The sequence below is a fragment of the Streptococcus sp. HMSC068F04 genome (assembly GCF_001837455.1).
Lineage (GTDB): Bacteria > Bacillota > Bacilli > Lactobacillales > Streptococcaceae > Streptococcus > Streptococcus salivarius_D.
In genome coordinates this window covers 25,659-43,136 of record NZ_KV832462.1, presented here as the reverse complement: position 1 = coordinate 43,136, position 17,478 = coordinate 25,659, and the positions used below count along the sequence as shown (strand labels likewise).

Below are 17,478 nucleotides of genomic sequence, written 5' to 3'. Positions count from 1 at the left end.
GGGACTTAAGTCCTATTTTTTAAGAACATCTTTGACACAACGGTATCGAAAAAGAGCCACAATCACTTGGGCTCTATCTTTATCTTTGAATTTTCTCTTGTTTTTTAAGGGCTACTAAATCCTTAAGCGAAATGAGGATAACGGCAAGAACAATTAAAATCATTCCAAGCACATCAATGGCAAAGAAGTGGTCACCCATGATTAAGACCGTTAAAATGACCGATGCCACAGGTTCTACCGAGGCCAGGAGACTTCCTTTTACAGCGCCAACCATGGTCGTCCCCTTAAGGAAAACGGTGTAGGCAAAGACTGTCCCGATGAAGACCAACCCAAAAAGTGCTAAAAGATTGCCACCAGTCAAGGGTAACTCATACTTCCAGGCTTGGATAGCAATTGGAAAAATCAGACCACCGAGTAACATTCCTAGACCGATGACAATCAGACTGCCCCACTTTTCAATAGCCTTAGCAGGCAGTAGGATATAGAGTGCATAGGTTACTGCCGAGAAGAGGCCCCAGAACAAACCAATAGGTGTGATGGCTAGCTCTGTCACCTGACCATGCGTTGCGATGATAAAAGTTCCCGCAATAGCCATGATAATCGCCACTAACTCTGAGACCGTTGGAAATCTGCGGTTCTTAGCACACACAAAAGCCAAGATAAGAACTGGCGTGACATACTGTAAGACTGTCGCAGTTCCAGCGTTGGTGTAGTGAATAGCACTGAGATAGGCATACTGATTCAAGACCAGACCAAAGAGAGCAAATAAGGCGATACTTACTAAGGTTTTCCTATCTTTAATGGCTTGTACTAATTTGTCTCGCTGCCTAAAAAAGACCGAAGCCGTTAGTAAAGTACCAGCTAGAATCAAACGTAAACTCGTCAAAAGATTGACATTAACCCCATGAGCCATCAGGTATTGGCCAGAAACCCCTGAGACTCCCCAGGCAATCCCAGCAGTTATGACCATCAGACTACCTTTAAGTTGTTTAGACATGTGTTTTCCTCGATTATGATAATGCCTATTTATTATAACATAGGGAATTGTATGTCAGACGATTACTTCAGAAAAATTAAACTGTTTTTCTTGAGGAATGCTCTATCCACCAACCGACAATCCAGCCAAGAACTAAAAGATAATTCTCAAAAGCTCCAACAGCATTAACAGAGTGATGGTATTGAAGATAGCTAAGGAAATGATTGGTTCCAATACCTAGGCCTCCCAGAATCAAAGCAATCAGAACTGCTCTCAGATAAAACCAATCGTACTTTAGGTTAACGGCAAGGAGGATGACCAGAACCGCCACATTCCAAATACCAATCTCCCTCTGCCATCCAACTGAAATACCGTAACCCGAATGACTTCCCATATAGGTGGGAAAGAATAGCTGAAAAATAATGGCACCAGTCATGGCGATGATGACTAGGATAAATAAGACTCTTAAGAATTTGTTCATTGGTTTGCTCCTGAAATCTTCTATAAAAATATTCCCAACTAGTCTAACACAAATATTGCAAAGAAAAAACCAACCTTTCGGCTGGTTGTTTATCTATTACTCTTCTTTCAACTTAGCCAATTCTTGAGCAAGTAGCTTGAGGGCTACTTGTGGGTTGGCTTGGCCTTTGGTTGCTTTCATGAGGAAGCCGGTGAAGGCCTTGTCAGCGTTACGTTTACCTGACTTGAAGTCGGCTACGGCTGCTTCATTGTCTGCAAAGACTTGGTGGATGATTGGGATCAAGACTTCAGGATCTGAAATTTGTACCAAACCAGCTTTTTCGACGTATTCACGCGCACCGCCACCGTTTTTCGCCAAGTGAACGAAGACTTTCTTGGCAATCTTAGATGAAATGGTTCCATCTTCGATGATGGCAATCATTTCGACCAAGTTTTCTGGTGTCAACTTGATTTCTTCAAGCGTTTTGCCTTCTGCGTTCAAGAATTGCGCGACTTCACCTTGGAGCCAGTTAGACACTTGTTTGGCATCGCCACCAAGGGCTACGGCTGCTTCAAAGAAGTCTGAAGTAACTTTCGTAGCTGTCAATTGGTTGGCATCATAGTCAGACAAACCAAGCTCTGCCACGTAGCGAGCACGACGGTCTTTTGGAAACTCTGGCAACTCAGTACGCATTTCCTCGATCCACTCATCTGAGATTTCAAACAATGGAAGGTCTGGTTCTGGGAAGTAACGGTAATCCGCTGCTCCTTCTTTGACACGCATAAGGATAGTGCTCTTATTAGCTTCATCATAACGGCGTGTTTCTTGACGAATGACACCACCTGAACGCAAGATTTTCGCTTGGCGTTGCACTTCGTATTCAAGACCTTTACGAACGTTTGAGAAAGAGTTCAAGTTTTTCAACTCAGTCTTGGTACCAAATTCCTCTTGACCGTATGGGCGAAGGGAAATGTTAGCATCCACACGCATAGATCCTTCTTCCATCTTGACGTCTGAAATACCAGTATACTGGATGACTTCTTTCAAAGCTGTCAAATAAGCGTAGGCTTCTTCAGGAGAACGCATATCTGCTTCAGATACGATTTCAATCAATGGAACCCCTTGACGGTTAAGGTCTACGTAAGAGAATCCATCTGTTCCGTGCGTGTTCTTACCGGCGTCTTCTTCCAAGTGGGCACGTTCAATCCCAATTTTCTTAGTTGAGCCATCTTCCAATTGCACTTCAATCCAACCGTTATATCCGATTGGCTCGTCAAATTGCGAAATTTGGTAGGCTTTTGGATTATCAGGGTAAAAATAGTTCTTACGGTCAAAGTGCATGTGCTGATGGATATCCATATTCAGCGCCAAAGCAGCCTTGATACCAGCATCCACAACACCCTTGTTCAAGACAGGAAGCACCCCTGGGAAAGACCAGTCAATCACATTAGTGTTGGCATTTTGCTCATTCCCAAAGTGAGCAGAGGTTGGTGAGAAAATTTTTGAGTTTGTATTCAATTCAACGTGGACTTCAAGTCCGATGACTGTTTCAAAGTTCATTAATTGTCACCTCCGAAAATAAGGGGTTGTTGCTTGTGGTAATCCGTCGTTGCTTCAAAGGCAGCTGCAGCTTGGTAGATGGTTTCTTCAGAATACTTAGGACCAATCAACTGCAAACCAACTGGAAGACCTTGCGCAAAACCTGCAGGAATCGAAATCCCTGGAAGACCTGCCAAGTTGACTGGAATGGTCAAGAGGTCAGCCAAGTACATGGCAACTGGATCATGGTTGAGCGAATCCAAATCAAAGGCTACACTTGGAGCTGTTGGTCCAAGGATAAGGTCGTAATCCGCAAAGACTTTTTCGAAGTCTTGGATAATGAGGGTACGGACTTGGCCAGCTTTCTTGTAGTAAGCATCGTAGTAACCAGATGACAAACTAAAGGTACCAAGCATGATACGGCGTTTGACCTCATCACCAAAGCCTTGGCTACGAGTGTTCACGTAGATATCATCCAAGTTTTTAGCATCTTCTGCACGGAAACCATAGCGAATCCCGTCGAAACGTTGCAAGTTTGAAGAAGCTTCAGATGAAGCGATGATGTAGTAAACAGCAACCCCGTATTTAGAGTGTGGAAGGCTAACTTCTTCGACAGTTGCTCCCAATTTTTCAAAGTGTTTAGCCGCATTGAGGATAGTTTCTTTGACTTCTGGGTCAATCCCTTCACCGAGGTATTCCTTAGGAAGGGCAATCTTCATACCTTTGATGTCTTGACCAATCTTAGAAGTAAAATCGGCTACGCGTACTGGTGCTGAAGTTGAATCCTTGGCATCTTCACTGGCAATGACATTAAGCAATTGGGCATTTTCCTTAACCGTTGGTGAGAAAGTACCAATTTGGTCGAGTGAGCTACCAAAGGCAATGAGACCAAAACGGGAAACCGTTCCATAAGTTGGTTTGAGACCAACAATCCCGTTGAAGGCAGCCGGTTGACGGATAGAACCACCTGTATCTGAACCAAGGGACAAACGGACTTGCCCTGAAGCGACAGAAGCTGCTGAACCACTAGAAGATCCACCAGGCACCTTGCTGTGGTCCCAAGCATTCTTGGTTGGTCCATAGTAAGAAGTTTCTCCAGATCCACCCATGGCAAATTCATCCATGTTGGTCTTCCCGATGACAATCATATCTTTGGCTTTGGCATTGGCAACAGCTGTCGCATCAAAGATTGGCTCGTAGTTGTAGAGCATTTTTGATGCCGCAGTAGTCAAGATGCCATCTGTTGAGATATTGTCTTTGACAGCGAGTGGAATCCCTGACAAGAGGTTATCTGCATCAATTCCCTTTTCATCAATGGCCTTGGCTTGCGCAAGAGCCACTTCTTCTGCCACTGTCACAAAGGCATTGACTGCTTCTTCACGCGCCTTGATATCGTAAAGCGTTGCTTGGGTCAATTCCGTTGCCGAAATTTCCTTAGAGACAAGGAGGTCGTGCAACTCTTCAATGGTTTTATTGTTGAATGACATTAGGCATCTCCTCCATCTTCTAGGATAGCTGGTACCTTGATGTAATAGTTATCTTTTTCAGGTACATTTTTAAACAAGCGGTCACGGTCAGTCCCTTTTTCAGCAACATCCGGACGCAATACGGTCTTGCGGTCAGCCATGGTCGTTGTTGGGGCAACACCTGTTGTGTCCACTTCTTCCAACAATTCCACCATGTCGACAATTTTAGACAAGGTTGTCGCAAACTCAGCTGTCTCTTCTGGAGAGAATTTCAATTTTGAAAGATTGGCAACGTGGGTTACCTCTTCTTGCGTAATTTTCATCTTGCTTCCTTTCGTGAAATGATGATTTTTCAATACCCTCTATTTTACCATAATTTAGCCTATTTTGCTTGGAGGATAAAAAAACTGTAGTAACTTTTTTGTCACTACAGTTTACAGAGATAGAGCTTTTTCAAAACACTTATCGTATGGCTATCAAGAGCTTTCTCCAAGCCTCTAGAATTACAGGTTTCAAATACTGTTTTGCCAGGTCGTATGAGACTTGGTGCATAGACTCAAGATCACTCTCTAAGGCAAATACAATTTTATCCGCCATCTGAGAAACAAGGAGGTCCTCATCCATAGTCTCGCTATAAGGAACCAGATAGCCATTCTCACCATCTTTGATAAAGGTTGGATTGCCATAACGGGCATCAAAACCAACCAGGGCTAAACCTGCTCCTACCGCTTCCATCAGAGTCAAACCAAAGGTCTCCCACTGAGAGGTGGTGACGTAAAGTTCATACTGCGGGTAAACTTCCTGCAAATCCGCATGTCCTCTAAGTTTGATATAATCATTCGCCCCAAGAGTATCAATCAGATCTTGTAGATTCTCTTGCTCCCCACCTTTACCGTAGATGTCATTAGTCGAGAACTCATAGACTATTCTACAGAGGCACCGTTACTTGCGATAACTTCTTTGTACCAGTTAAATGATTTCTTCTTAGAGCGTTTAAGGCTACCATTACCATCGTTGTCACGGTCCACATAGATAAAACCATAACGTTTCTTCATTTCACCAGTTCCAGCAGAAACAAGGTCAATACAGCCCCATGTTGTGTAGCCCCAAAGCTCTACACCATCTTCATTGATAGCATCACGCATGGCCTTGATGTGGGCTGCCAAGTAGTCGATACGGTAATCATCTTCAACATAACCATTTTCATCTGGAGTATCCACAGCACCGAGACCATTTTCAACGATAAACATCGGTTTTTGATAACGATTCCAAATGGCGTTAAGGGTAATACGAAGACCTAGTGGGTCAATTTGCCAACCCCATTCTGAAGCTTCCAAATATGGATTTTTAATAGAGGCAAAGATATTTCCTGCTGTCTTTTCATTAACTTCTGGATCACCTGAAGCCACACGACTTGCATAGTAAGAGAAAGAAACAAAATCAACAGTATGCTCTTTAAGAAGGGCCAAATCTTCTTCAGTCATCTCAATCTCAATGCCATCACGTTCCCACTGTTTCTTAGCATAATTTGGATACTCTCCACGAGCTTGAACATCAATAAAGAAATAACTACTACGGTCTTCTTGCATGGCTGCCCAGTAGTCACGTGGGTGGGCTGTATTTGGATAATATTGACCTGCTGCCAACATACAACCAACCTTATTTTCAGGATCAATCTCATGGGCCAACTTCGTCACCATAGCTGAAGCTACCAACTCATGGTGAGCTGCTTGGTATTTAACCTGCTCCTCATTCTCACCCTCTTCAAAGCAGAGTCCTGCTCCCATAAATGGTGCATGGAGAATCATATTGATTTCATTGAATGTGAGCCAGTACTTAACCAAACCTTTATAACGTGTGAAAAGGGTACGGCAAAGATTTTCATAGAAACCAAGCATCTTACGGTTACGCCAACCACCATACTCGGTAATCAAGTGCATGGGACAATCAAAGTGTGTGATTGTCACCAAAGGTTCAATACCATACTTATGACATTCCTTGAAGAGGTCCTCATAAAAGGCAAGCCCAGCTTCATTGGGCTCAGCCTCATCCCCCTTAGGAAAAATACGTGACCAAGCAATAGAAAGACGATAGGTCTTAAAGCCCATTTCACCAAAGAGAGCAATATCTTCCTTGTAACGATGGTACATGTCGATACTTTCCTTAGCTGGATAGAAATAGCCATCCTCAAAATCAAACATCTTACGACGTCCAGTGATAATTGAAAGGCGATCCTCACCAATTGGCACCACATCAACATTGGCTAGACCACGCCCATCAGCATCATAGGCCCCCTCACATTGGTTGGCTGCTGTCGCTCCACCCCACAAAAATCCATCAGGAAAAGTCATTTTTTTAGTCATTGTTCTACCTCTTTATGATTCAAGATTATTTCAGTAATAGTATATACTAATCTGGAATCGTTTTCTTATAGTAAACTACGAAAAACTGATACTATCCTATGATTCCAGACAAAAAAACGAGAGTAGGATGGATTCCCACTCTCGATTATATTTCATTTCCAATTTTCTTCTAAGAATTGGTGACGAATGGCACTACTCTGTGCATAACGTTCAGGATTAGTCTTATAAAATCCCTGGTGATAGGTTTCTGCTTCATAGAAAGTCTCTGCAGGTTCAATCTTCGTCACAATAGGACTGTCAAAACGTCCTGAGTTCTGAAGAGTTTCCTTAGACTGTTCAGCAATTTCCTTTTGACGCTCATCAAAATAATAAATCACAGGACGATAGTTATCGCCACGATCCTCAAATTGACCAAACGCATCCGTTGGATCTGTCTGAGCCCAATAAATCTCAACTAACTCAGAGAAAGAAATAATTTCTGGATCAAAAATAATTTCTACCGCCTCTGTATGACCCGTCGTTTTTCGACAAACCTCCTCATAAGATGGATTAGGTACATGTCCGCCTGTATAACCAGAACGAACAGATAAAATTCCAGGCTGTTCTTCAAAAGGCTGCACCATACACCAGAAACACCCTCCAGCAAAAATAGCTCTTTCCATAGCGTCCTCTCTTACCAAACCGGCTCATCCAAACCTTGAGACGATTTCTTGATGACTTCTTTCACTTCGTCAGTATGATAGGCTTTGATGACTTTCTTAATAGCATCAGCCTTATCTGATTTTTCCCAACCTTTTTGGGCAACAAGTAGGTTGTACCATTGCTTAGTATTTTTACTTGCAGGTTCCACGTAGATAGCTGTCTTAGGATCAATTCCAGCCTCTGTTACGAAGTCATTATTAATGATAGCCGCATCTACAGAATCTAGGTTAGCAGCTGTTTGAGCCGCATCAACTTCTTTGATATTTAGATTCTTCTTATTTTCACTGATATCAGTCAATTTAGCTTTATCGTCAGCATCGACACTAAGCTTAATCAAACCTGCAGACTGCAAGAGGTTTAGGGCACGACTTTCATTGACAGCATCATTTGGGATGGCAATCGTAGCACCATCTGGCAATTCTTTAATATCCTTGTATTTATTCTTACCACCCTGTGTTCCTGAGTAAACACGGAAAGCTGTAAAATAAGTCTCTGCAATTGGTACTAGGTCAGTCTTATGGTCCGCATTCCAGTTATCAAGGAAATTATAGTGTTGGAAAGCGTTGATATCAATCTCACCATTATTTAGAGCTACGTTAGGTTGAGAATAGTCCGTAAACTCACTAAACTTCAGCGTAATTCCTTCTTTTTTCAAAATTTCTTCAACCTTATCCCAGCGTGCTTGCTCAGACTCACTCTTAGCCATGGTTCCCACTCGTACCACTGTCTTATCCTTAGCAGCATCCTTGCCACAAGCCGCTAAAATCCCTACAGAAGCAATAGCAAGTGCTACGATACCTAATAAACGTTTCATCTTCATAATTGTCTCCTCTCAAATAAATAAGTGGTTCCAGTCTAACACGAAAAAACTTGCTTGACTAATTCATATTCTTAATCAATTGATAGGGAGGAGCTATCAAAAAAAGAGTAAGAACTAACTCTTACTCCACAATTGTTGCTCCAAGCACATTCTTAAAATGCCCGATAGCAAAGTCATGAGCTTCAGGCGTCAAGGAGGCTGTTGCACTTGCTACAACCTCGATATCATAGCCTAAATTATAGGCATCAATGGCTGTATGCAGCACACAAATATCTGTTAAAACTCCTGTCAAAACAACTGTCGTCACACGACGTTCACGCAAACGAATATCTAAATCCGTTCCCGAAAAGGCTGAATAGTGTCGCTTGTCCATCCAAAAGACACGATTATCATCCTTGATGGCATCATATACACCAGCTAACTTTCCATAAAGCTCTCGCCCAGATGTCCCTGCAATATTGTGCGGTGGAAAGAGCTTGGTTTCAGGATGGAAGGTATCTCCTTCATCATGTCGGTCCATAGCAACGAAGATATAATCCCCATTATCATAGGCCTCTTGAGTTACCTGGGCAATGCGGTCTTCAATGGCTTGGGCAGGCTTTCCAGCCGTCAACTTCCCATCATCTGCCACAAAATCATAAGAGTAATCAATTGATATCAATGCCTTTGTCATATTACTTTCTCCTTTTAAAAAAAGTGGGGCAGGTTCCTCCTACCTCACTTTCCTTCAGTATTCTTCTTATTCGTATTCTTTCAATTTATCGTAGATACCTTCGTTAAGGACTTTAAGATAAGTCCCTTTCATACCGAGTGAACGGCTCTCAATAATACCAGCTGATTCCAACTTACGAAGGGCATTAACGATAACTGAACGTGTGATTCCAATACGGTCAGCGATAACAGACGCTGTCAAGCGGCCTTCCAAACCGTCCAACTCATTCAAGATAGCTGAAACTGCCTTGATTTCCGAGTAAGACAAGGTATTAATAGCCATGTTAATAGCTGTCTGTTTACGAATTGTTTCTTCCAAGTTCTCTGTTTGAAGATTCAACAACTGCAACCCAACTACTGTAGAGGCAATCTCAACCAAGATAAGATCTTCATCTACAAAGTCATGATCGTTACGCCAAATGATGAAAGAACCAAGACGCATACCACCACCATAGATAGGGGCAATTGTAGTCAAACCATCTGGGAAGTCGTCTTTTGATTCCACAGGGAAAATGGTCAAGTCACTGTCAATACCAATGTTTTCTTGAGTGTCATAAACACGGCTGATACCACGTGTGTATTCTTCTGGAAGTTGTTTGGCTTCAAAAAACTCTTCCACACGATCAGTGTTGGTTTTGTACTTCATGGCAAAACCAAGGAGAGCACCACCACCATTAACGATAGCAGCGTTACAATCAATGATATCCGCCAATTGAGCAGCCATATTGTTATATGGAAGATCTCCTTCCAAGCTGTCTACTGAGCGTTGCAAGATAGATGTAATTTTACGTGTTTTAGCCAGCAAATTTGCCATATTTATTGTCTTCACTTTCTATTGTAATCATAATAATATCAAGCCTTGTACTAATCTTCTGCGTCAAGACCTACTAGCCCTATCATTATAGCACACTTAACCCAGAAATTGCAAACAATTGTCTGAAAATTATTTATTATTCTACTATTCATTATATTAAGTATATTATGGCATTTTTAGGAAAAACGTTCGGATTTTTCTAAAATACATCTCCCTTTTTAGAGACAATAAAAACTGGACAAGCCTTTTTGTCCAGTTTTTCAAGAAATTAACGCTTGTAATATGACAAGACTCGTTCGATTTTGTTACCGAGATCAGCCAACTCTTCCACACGAGGAAGGTAGACAATACGGAAGTGATCTGGTTCATTCCAGTTAAAGCCTTTACCTGGAACTAGGAGAACCTTCTCCTTCTTCAAGAGACGAAGACAGAATTCTTCATCATCTTCAATATCATACATATTACGGTCAATTTTAGGGAAGATATAGAGCCCTGCATCTGGTTTAACAGCTGAAAGCCCTGGAATAGCGTTTACGGTATTCGTGATAAACTCACGTTGTTCATAGATACGCCCGCCAGGAATCAAGAGCTCATCCACAGATTGGTAGCCACCAAGTGAAGTCTGAATAACGTGCTGAGAGAGCACATTAGCACAAAGACGCATGTTGGCCAACATATTAAGCCCTTCAATATAGCCTTTGACGTTCTTTTTAGGTCCAGAGAGAACCATCCAACCTACACGGAAACCACAGATGCGGTGAGACTTAGAAAGACCATTCATAGACACACAGAAAACATCTGGTGCAAGACTAGCAATCGCAGTATGCTTTTTACCATCCATAACCAAGCGGTCATAAATCTCATCCGCAAAGATAATCAAATCATTTTGTCGAGCAATATCCACAATCTGTTCAAGGACATCCTTAGGATAGAGTGAACCTGTAGGATTATTAGGATTGATGACTACAATTGCCTTAGTATTTGACGTAATCTTTGATTTGATATCATCAATATCTGGATACCAGTTAGATTTTTCATCACAGACATAGTGTACAGCATTACCGCCTGCTAGACTGACGCAGGCTGTCCAAAGAGGATAGTCAGGCATTGGGACCAAGACCTCATCTCCATCATCAAGCAAGGCCTGCATAGACATGGAAATCATCTCTGAAACACCATTACCAATATAAATATCATCAATATCTACATTTGGGAATCCCTTTAGCTGGCAGTACTGCATAATCGCCTTACGAGCTGAGAAAATCCCCTTACTATCCGAATACCCTTCACTGTTACGAACATTCATAATTAAATCACGAATGACTTCATCCGGTGCTGTAAAGCCAAATTCCGCAGGATTTCCTGTATTAAGACGAAGAATCTTTTCACCATTGGCAATCATACGGTTGGCTTCATCCAAAACTGGTCCACGAATATCATAGGCAACGTGATCCAACTTTGATGATTTATCAAATGTTTTCATAAGTTAATCCTTTCAAAAGATACTAAAAGCAGATACATCTAGCAGAAAATAAGAAAATTCAACACCTGATGGGGATTTCCACTTTTATTGACACCAACTTTAGGCTTGGCCATTTGGTATCATTTCTGAAGACTTGTCTTCCTCTTTTTTAATTATCATGTTTCTTACGAAGCTAATAACAGATTGTATTATACCTCTTTTTCAAGCAATCTTCAATTTTTAGATAATACTGAAATCTTCACATTACTAAGAGCATCCTAAAGTAAGCAGTCAAAAAAAGATTTCAGAAAATCTATAACAACGCTTTCATTTTTTAGATTAAAGGAGTATAATAAAGCTAAAGATAGGAGGTAGAGCTTATGTCTCAACAATATGAACGTATTATGGTAGCTATCGACGGTTCTTACGAATCAGAACTGGCCTTTATTAAAGGTGTGCACGTTGCAAAACGTAATAATGCTCAGTTACTATTGGTACACGTTATCGATACACGCGCCCTTCAAAGCGTTGCGACTTTCGACTCTTACATCTATGAAAAACTAGAAGACGAAGCTAAAGCTGTTTTGGCTGACTTTGAACGCCAAGCCAGAGAAGCTGGTTTAACCAAGATTCGCAAAGTTATTGAGTTCGGTAATCCTAAGAGCCTCTTGGCTGTTGATATCCCTGATAAGGAAAATGTTGACCTTATTATGGTTGGTGCCACAGGTCTCAATACTTTTGAACGCTTGCTTATTGGTTCATCTTCTGAATACATTCTCCGTCACGCAAAAGTTGACTTGCTCATTGTTCGTGACTCTGAAAAAACACTTTAGTCACCTCTCACAAAAGCACCTCTGGTGCTTTTCTCATATGAAAAAGAACCGAGATCCTAAATCTCAGTTCTTTTTTTGTTCTATTTTTCAGACTTTGCTGATTCAGACATTACTTCTGACTCTGAAGTTGACTGGCTTTCTTCGGCCAAGTCTTCACTAGCAGATTGACTTGAGGCACCTGCTTGCTCCAAAGCAAGGCTAGTTGAAAGGCTCTCACGTTCTGCTTCCTGACTAAGGCTAGCTTCAACAATCATGAGTTCCTTTTGACGTTCTGTTTCACGAAGATATTCACGTTCTTCAAATTCTTCCTGACGACGTCTTTCCTGCTCACGTCTTTGAGCTTTTTGACGCTCACGCTTAGCATGACGTTTTTGCGTCTCATCAATCAAGACCTTAGTGTTGTCTTTAATATGCATCCACTTAATAAGACGAACCAAGAGTCTCCATAAGAAGACAATAATTGACTCTGCAAAAAGAAGAATCTCAACCAGAATAACTCCCAACAAGCTCCAAGCCATGAAGAGTGTAATCAATAACTGTGTGAAAATCTTCTTCAAGTCACCCAAATGATTATTGTGAATATTAAGGGTTTCAAGGAAAAGATCTAAAATCCCTTGCAAGAGGTGTGATTTAACAGATTTGTCTCCCTCTAGGCTCAAGTCCGTCTGGACTTCTGCCGGAGTAACAACTGTCAAGTCCCCATCTTGGTAGACATCAATACGATCTCCTAATTTTATATCAAAATCAAAAAGCGTGCGATCTATTTTCTTAAGTCGCCCGTCAGGATGACTGAGATAAACAAAGTCATCATCAAATTTTAAAATACGAAACATAATTTACCTGCTCTTTATTGCTCCCTAAATAATAGCAAAGTTAAAAAGCTCTTGTCAAGAGCTTCTTTTTCAATCCAAGGTTTTGACACCGATACGATTTTTATACTCTTGATACGTTTCAGTGTGCATGAGAGCTTTGGCATTTTTAACCCGATCTGCAGTTGGTGGTTTGACCCCTTCCAAAGGATATGGAATACCGAGCTCACGCCATTTGAACTCACCCATTGTATGATAGGGAAGAATTTCAAATTTATCGACATTTTTCAAGGTCTTTACAAACTCACCAAGCTTAACCAAGTGTTCGTCAAAGTCTGTCAAACCAGGTACCAAAACATGGCGAATCCAGACTGGAACTTGTTTATCAGACAGATATTGAGCAAATTCCAAAATATTCTTATTAGGTTGACGGGTCACAAACTTGTGTTGTTCAGGATCAATCTCTTTGATGTCAAGTAGGACCAAGTCAGTAACAGCCAAAAGTTTGTCAACAACTTCATGATATTCAGGAGTATTGCGGTAAGCAAACCCACAAGTATCAAGCGTACAATGAATCCCTAGCTTCTTAGCCTCTGTAAAGAGGGCAGTGACAAAATCAATCTGAAGCATGGCCTCACCACCTGATACAGTGATACCACCATGCTCACCCCAGAAATGACGGAAACGAAGAGCCTCATCTAAGACATCTTCAACTGTACGTTCAACAGCCTTATTTGACTCCATAGCCCAAGTATCTGGGTTATGACAATATTGGCAACGCATCTTACAGCCTTGCATGAAAACAATAAAACGGATACCAGGACCATCTACGGATCCAAAACTTTCGGTTGAATGAACAAGTCCAGTCACCTGACTGTAATCAATTTCTGCCATGGCAGCCTCCTTGAAAACGCTTTTTACATGTTTTTATTATACCTCTTTTATCAGAAACATGCTCCATATCTGCCTGAATTCAGGCAAAGGTTATACTATAATACATCTGAAATTAAGGGAAATCTATACTATACCAGAAGAAAAACAAAAAAACTGGAAAAATCCAGTCTTTTATCATCTATATTATTAGGCACGTTTCTTAAGCCCCAAAAAGGCTGCAGCAGCAAGGAAGAATGTTCCTGCCATTGTCAAGATTACTGTTGATGCTTCACCAGTCTTAGGAAGTGTAACTTCCTTACCTTTAGCATCTTTACCAGTCAATGTACCGTCAGCGTTCACTTTGAATCCTACTGTTTCAGGAGCAACAACACTTGTTGTACCATCAGTGTTAGCGATAACAATTTGGCTATTTTGTGTAGACACAATTGTTTGGCCAGCTGCAGTGATAACTGGAGCTGTCGGTGTTACAGTAACAACAGGTTGTCCATTAACATTGACTGCTGGAGTTTCAGGGTTTTGAGGTGCTTCGCTTGTCCCTTTATCAGTTGCTGAAGCTGGGTCTTCCGGCTTATCGGCTGGTTTCTCAGTTGGTTTATCAGCTGGTTTTGTTGATGAATCAGCTGTTGGAGCCGGTGTCGCAGGTGTTTCTGGAGTTGCTGGTGTTGTTGGCTCAGCTGGTACTTCAGGAACTGTAGGTGTTGGTGTTGCTGGCGTTGCCGCACCTGTGTTTGAATCATTGCTACGAGCCAAGTCACCATCACTTGGGGCTGTTGAAGGACCAGTTACTGCACGATCTGTCGTTGGTTGTGTAAGAACAGCATCATTTGTCGCAATACCATCGTCCGCAAAAGAAGTTACTGGTACAAAAGCTCCTAGGGTAAGGGTGAGTAAAAGCAAGCTACTATATATAGATTTTTTAGAAGCCATCAAGATTCTCCTTTTTTTCATTTATCAGTTAATTTATATTCTACCATAAAAAAGTAATAAAAGACTGTTTTAATTAAAATCTTATTTATTTTTATTCTAAATCTATCAATACACTGAAAAATGTTAGATTATCTTCGAAATTATGGTTGTTTTTCTGACAAAGTCCGGTAGTTTTGATAGGTAAAAAAGGCTTTATGACGTGTTTTATAGACGTTTTCTAATCTTATTATTTTGATAAGCTGATATTCCAAGATAGATAAGAAAAAGCACTTTCACTCATAATGAGAGAAAGTGCCTAATTAGTAAATAGTCGCTTTTAAGTTCCAATATTTTCTAATAAAAACATGTAGAAAACTATTCTTCTGCCTCTTCTGGAGCTGCCGTGATGATTACCTTAAGTTTGGTTACACGACCATCCTTAACCTTATCATTGATAAATTCGAGGTGTTTGTCCTTGTTGATAACTGCATAGTGTTCCTTGACTTCTTGAGTTGGAATGGCTCCCACACCAGTCAAATAATAACCTGCGATAGTATCAACGTCATCACTCTCAAGTTCTGTATCAAAATGTTCATTGAAGTCGTTAAGAGTCATAGCTCCCTCGACAATATAGGTATTCTCACCAATTTCACGAACTTCCACACTAGATTTATCTGTTTCGTCGTCAATCTCACCAACGATTTCTTCCAAAAGGTCCTCGAAGGTAACAAGACCAGCAACGCCACCGTATTCATCAAGCAAGATAGCCATCTGATTATTGGTGTTACGAAAGGCTGCCAAGAGATCATCTACGAAGATAGTCTCAGGAACAAAGAGTGGTTCATTCATGATTCGACGAAGTTTGATATTTTCAAAACCAAGTTCAAAACCTGCTTTTAGAAGGTTTTTAGTATGAATGACACCGATAATCTTATCCTTGTCATCTTCGTAAACAGGAATACGAGAGAAACTTTCCTTGAGAATAGCTTGGATATTTTCTTGAGTGTTGTCTTCAATATCAATCATGAAGGCATCTGTACGAGGAACCATAACCTCACGCGCCATCAATTCATCAAGAGAGAATACCCCCTGGAGCATTTCAATTTCTTCAGCCTCAAGTGTATCCTCACTCTTTGTCAACATGTACTCAATCTCATCACGTGTCATCTGTTCATCTGCATCATCAAAGGTCGCAGGTGTCAAACGAGACAAAAGATTGGTTGACGCCGAAAGAATCCAAACAAAGGGACTAACAATCTTACCTGTAACAATAATGACAGGTGCCGAGTAGATGGCTAGATTTTCCTTGAGATTCATAGCGATACGTTTTGGATAAAGTTCCCCAAAAACGATAGAGATATAGGTCAAGACAACCAAAGAAATCATGCTACCCGCTGTCTTAGCCCAAGCTGCATGACCAAACCAAGTTGCTATCACTGCACCTAGTGACGCAGAGAGACTGGCCCCCTGTAAGAGGCTAATAAAGGTAATACCAACTTGGATAGTTGATAGGAAGTTGTTTGGATTTTCAAGAACCTTGAGTAGGCGAATAAATTTCTTATCGCCTTCTTCTGCCTTTTGCTCTACACGTGAGCGGTTAAGTGATACGAGAGCCATCTCAGATGCTGAGAAAAAGGCTGTAAGCAAGGTTAAAATTAGTAGTAAAATAGATTGAAATAATAAGGACTGACCACTCGAGTCTTCCATTTTTTCTTCTCCTCTAAAAAAAATTCTGACTTTTATTATACCATAATTTCCCAATAAAGGTGTCTATTTTATGCTATAATTAGAGTAATTTATCATCAAAGGAGAGACTTATGTCACTTATACGATTAGAAAATGTCAGTTTGGCCCGCCAAGGAAAAACACTTTTGTCTGGCCTTAACTGGACAGTTGAAAAAGGTCAAACTTGGGCTATCCTGGGACTTAACGGTGCTGGAAAATCAACCCTCTTGCGTTTGTTGACAGCTGAATTTTTCCCTTCTGAAGGGAAGGCTGAGATACTTGGCTACACCTTTGGTAATGGAGACATCACAGGTCTTCGTCAACACATCGGTATCGTCAGTTCCTTTATCACTGAGCGTCTGCCTCAACATATGACTGCTGAAAAAATCGTCCTTACGGGTAAGTACAAGAGTTCAATCCTCTACAAAGCCTATGGAGACAAAGAGCTACAAGAAGCCAAGGATATGCTGACTTCACTTGGTGCTGGAGATTTGATTGGTCGTAAATACCATGGTCTCTCTCAGGGAGAAAAGCAAATCTGTTTGATTGCTCGTAGTCTGATGGAAAATCCCGACATTATTATCCTTGACGAAGCAACTGTTGGCTTGGATCTCTTTGCCCGCGAAAAGCTCTTACGTCAGATTGACCGTATCACTTCACTTCCACATGCTCCACTGGTTCTTTACGTCACCCACCACGCTGAAGAAATCACTGAAAAAATGGACCACATTCTCCTACTCCGTCAAGGAAAAATCGTGGCACAAGGACCAAAAAATGATATCATCACACCGGAAGTTTTAGCTGACTTCTACCAAAATCCTGTTCAAATTATTCCAATTGATGACCATCGTTTTTACATTAACCCTCTTCTATAAAAATCGCCCAAAGAAACAAGTCCCCCAGACATTATCTGGGGGACTTGTTCTTTTATCACTACTCCTCTTTTATTTTCGATACGCCATACAAAATTAAGGCTGGAACGATAAGTTGTTCTATAA

General features: G+C 41.1%; 17 protein-coding genes and 1 pseudogene. 2 read left to right on the top strand and 16 right to left on the bottom strand.

The annotated features are described in order from the left end of the window. Positions 1–79 precede the first annotated feature (79 nt). The 12 genes and pseudogenes from HMPREF2571_RS01585 to HMPREF2571_RS01530 form a co-directional block, all read right to left on the bottom strand. Positions 80–997, bottom strand: coding sequence for a DMT family transporter (locus HMPREF2571_RS01585; protein ID WP_014632692.1), 918 nt, complete (start codon positions 995–997; stop codon positions 80–82). 76 nt (positions 998–1,073) lie between these two features. After that, positions 1,074–1,457: a hypothetical protein gene (locus HMPREF2571_RS01580; protein ID WP_014632691.1), complete on the bottom strand. Its 384-nt coding sequence runs from the start codon at positions 1,455–1,457 to the stop codon at positions 1,074–1,076. A 96-nt stretch (positions 1,458–1,553) separates the two neighbouring features. Beyond that, a complete protein-coding gene (gene gatB, locus HMPREF2571_RS01575) occupies positions 1,554–2,996 on the bottom strand; it encodes an Asp-tRNA(Asn)/Glu-tRNA(Gln) amidotransferase subunit GatB (protein WP_003018306.1) in 1,443 nt (480 codons plus the stop codon). Next, entirely contained in the window at positions 2,996–4,462 is a 1,467-nt protein-coding gene (gatA, locus tag HMPREF2571_RS01570) for an Asp-tRNA(Asn)/Glu-tRNA(Gln) amidotransferase subunit GatA (protein ID WP_014632690.1), read from the bottom strand. The genes gatB and gatA overlap by 1 nt, the downstream gene beginning before the upstream one ends. Then, positions 4,462–4,764, bottom strand: coding sequence for an Asp-tRNA(Asn)/Glu-tRNA(Gln) amidotransferase subunit GatC (gene gatC, locus HMPREF2571_RS01565; protein WP_002884769.1), 303 nt, complete (start codon positions 4,762–4,764; stop codon positions 4,462–4,464). The genes gatA and gatC overlap by 1 nt, the downstream gene beginning before the upstream one ends. 139 nt (positions 4,765–4,903) lie before the next feature. After that, positions 4,904–5,344 (bottom strand): annotated as a pseudogene (locus tag HMPREF2571_RS10195) (glycosyltransferase); the annotation flags it as partial. Positions 5,345–5,364: 20 nt separating this feature from the next. Beyond that, on the bottom strand, positions 5,365–6,804 hold the full coding sequence (locus HMPREF2571_RS01555) for a 6-phospho-beta-glucosidase (protein ID WP_070847057.1): 1,440 nt from the start codon (positions 6,802–6,804) through the stop codon (positions 5,365–5,367). Positions 6,805–6,956: 152 nt separating this feature from the next. Then, entirely contained in the window at positions 6,957–7,466 is a 510-nt protein-coding gene (gene msrA, locus HMPREF2571_RS01550; RefSeq protein ID WP_045772001.1) for a peptide-methionine (S)-S-oxide reductase MsrA, read from the bottom strand. A gap of 11 nt (positions 7,467–7,477) precedes the next feature. Continuing rightward, entirely contained in the window at positions 7,478–8,326 is an 849-nt protein-coding gene (locus HMPREF2571_RS01545; protein WP_045772002.1) for a MetQ/NlpA family ABC transporter substrate-binding protein, read from the bottom strand. A 121-nt stretch (positions 8,327–8,447) separates the two neighbouring features. Next, complete coding sequence (locus HMPREF2571_RS01540; protein WP_004183314.1) at positions 8,448–8,999, bottom strand: cysteine hydrolase family protein; 552 nt, start codon at positions 8,997–8,999, stop codon at positions 8,448–8,450. Positions 9,000–9,065: 66 nt separating this feature from the next. Continuing rightward, entirely contained in the window at positions 9,066–9,851 is a 786-nt protein-coding gene (gene codY, locus HMPREF2571_RS01535) for a GTP-sensing pleiotropic transcriptional regulator CodY (RefSeq protein ID WP_045772004.1), read from the bottom strand. Positions 9,852–10,119: 268 nt separating this feature from the next. Then, positions 10,120–11,334: a pyridoxal phosphate-dependent aminotransferase gene (locus tag HMPREF2571_RS01530; protein ID WP_002884715.1), complete on the bottom strand. Its 1,215-nt coding sequence runs from the start codon at positions 11,332–11,334 to the stop codon at positions 10,120–10,122. Positions 11,335–11,693: 359 nt separating this feature from the next. Here HMPREF2571_RS01530 and HMPREF2571_RS01525 point away from each other — a divergent pair, with 359 nt between their 5' ends. Then, complete coding sequence (locus HMPREF2571_RS01525) at positions 11,694–12,146, top strand: universal stress protein (RefSeq protein ID WP_002891687.1); 453 nt, start codon at positions 11,694–11,696, stop codon at positions 12,144–12,146. An 80-nt stretch (positions 12,147–12,226) separates the two neighbouring features. On the opposite strand, the gene HMPREF2571_RS01520 is transcribed toward HMPREF2571_RS01525, so the two are convergent. From HMPREF2571_RS01520 to HMPREF2571_RS01505, 4 genes are all read right to left on the bottom strand, one after another. Beyond that, positions 12,227–12,979: a hypothetical protein gene (locus tag HMPREF2571_RS01520; RefSeq protein ID WP_070847055.1), complete on the bottom strand. Its 753-nt coding sequence runs from the start codon at positions 12,977–12,979 to the stop codon at positions 12,227–12,229. 69 nt (positions 12,980–13,048) lie between these two features. Continuing rightward, on the bottom strand, positions 13,049–13,849 hold the full coding sequence (gene pflA, locus HMPREF2571_RS01515) for a pyruvate formate-lyase-activating protein (RefSeq protein WP_021143691.1): 801 nt from the start codon (positions 13,847–13,849) through the stop codon (positions 13,049–13,051). A gap of 186 nt (positions 13,850–14,035) precedes the next feature. Beyond that, positions 14,036–14,776, bottom strand: coding sequence for an LPXTG cell wall anchor domain-containing protein (locus HMPREF2571_RS01510; protein ID WP_070847053.1), 741 nt, complete (start codon positions 14,774–14,776; stop codon positions 14,036–14,038). Between the two features lie 354 nt (positions 14,777–15,130). After that, positions 15,131–16,462 carry a hemolysin family protein gene (locus HMPREF2571_RS01505; protein ID WP_070847051.1) on the bottom strand — a complete coding sequence of 444 codons (1,332 nt, stop codon included), beginning with the start codon at positions 16,460–16,462 and terminating at the stop codon, positions 15,131–15,133. A 110-nt stretch (positions 16,463–16,572) separates the two neighbouring features. Between HMPREF2571_RS01505 and HMPREF2571_RS01500 the strand changes: the two genes are divergently transcribed. Then, positions 16,573–17,355 carry an ABC transporter ATP-binding protein gene (locus tag HMPREF2571_RS01500; protein ID WP_070847049.1) on the top strand — a complete coding sequence of 261 codons (783 nt, stop codon included), beginning with the start codon at positions 16,573–16,575 and terminating at the stop codon, positions 17,353–17,355. Positions 17,356–17,478: the final 123 nt, after the last annotated feature.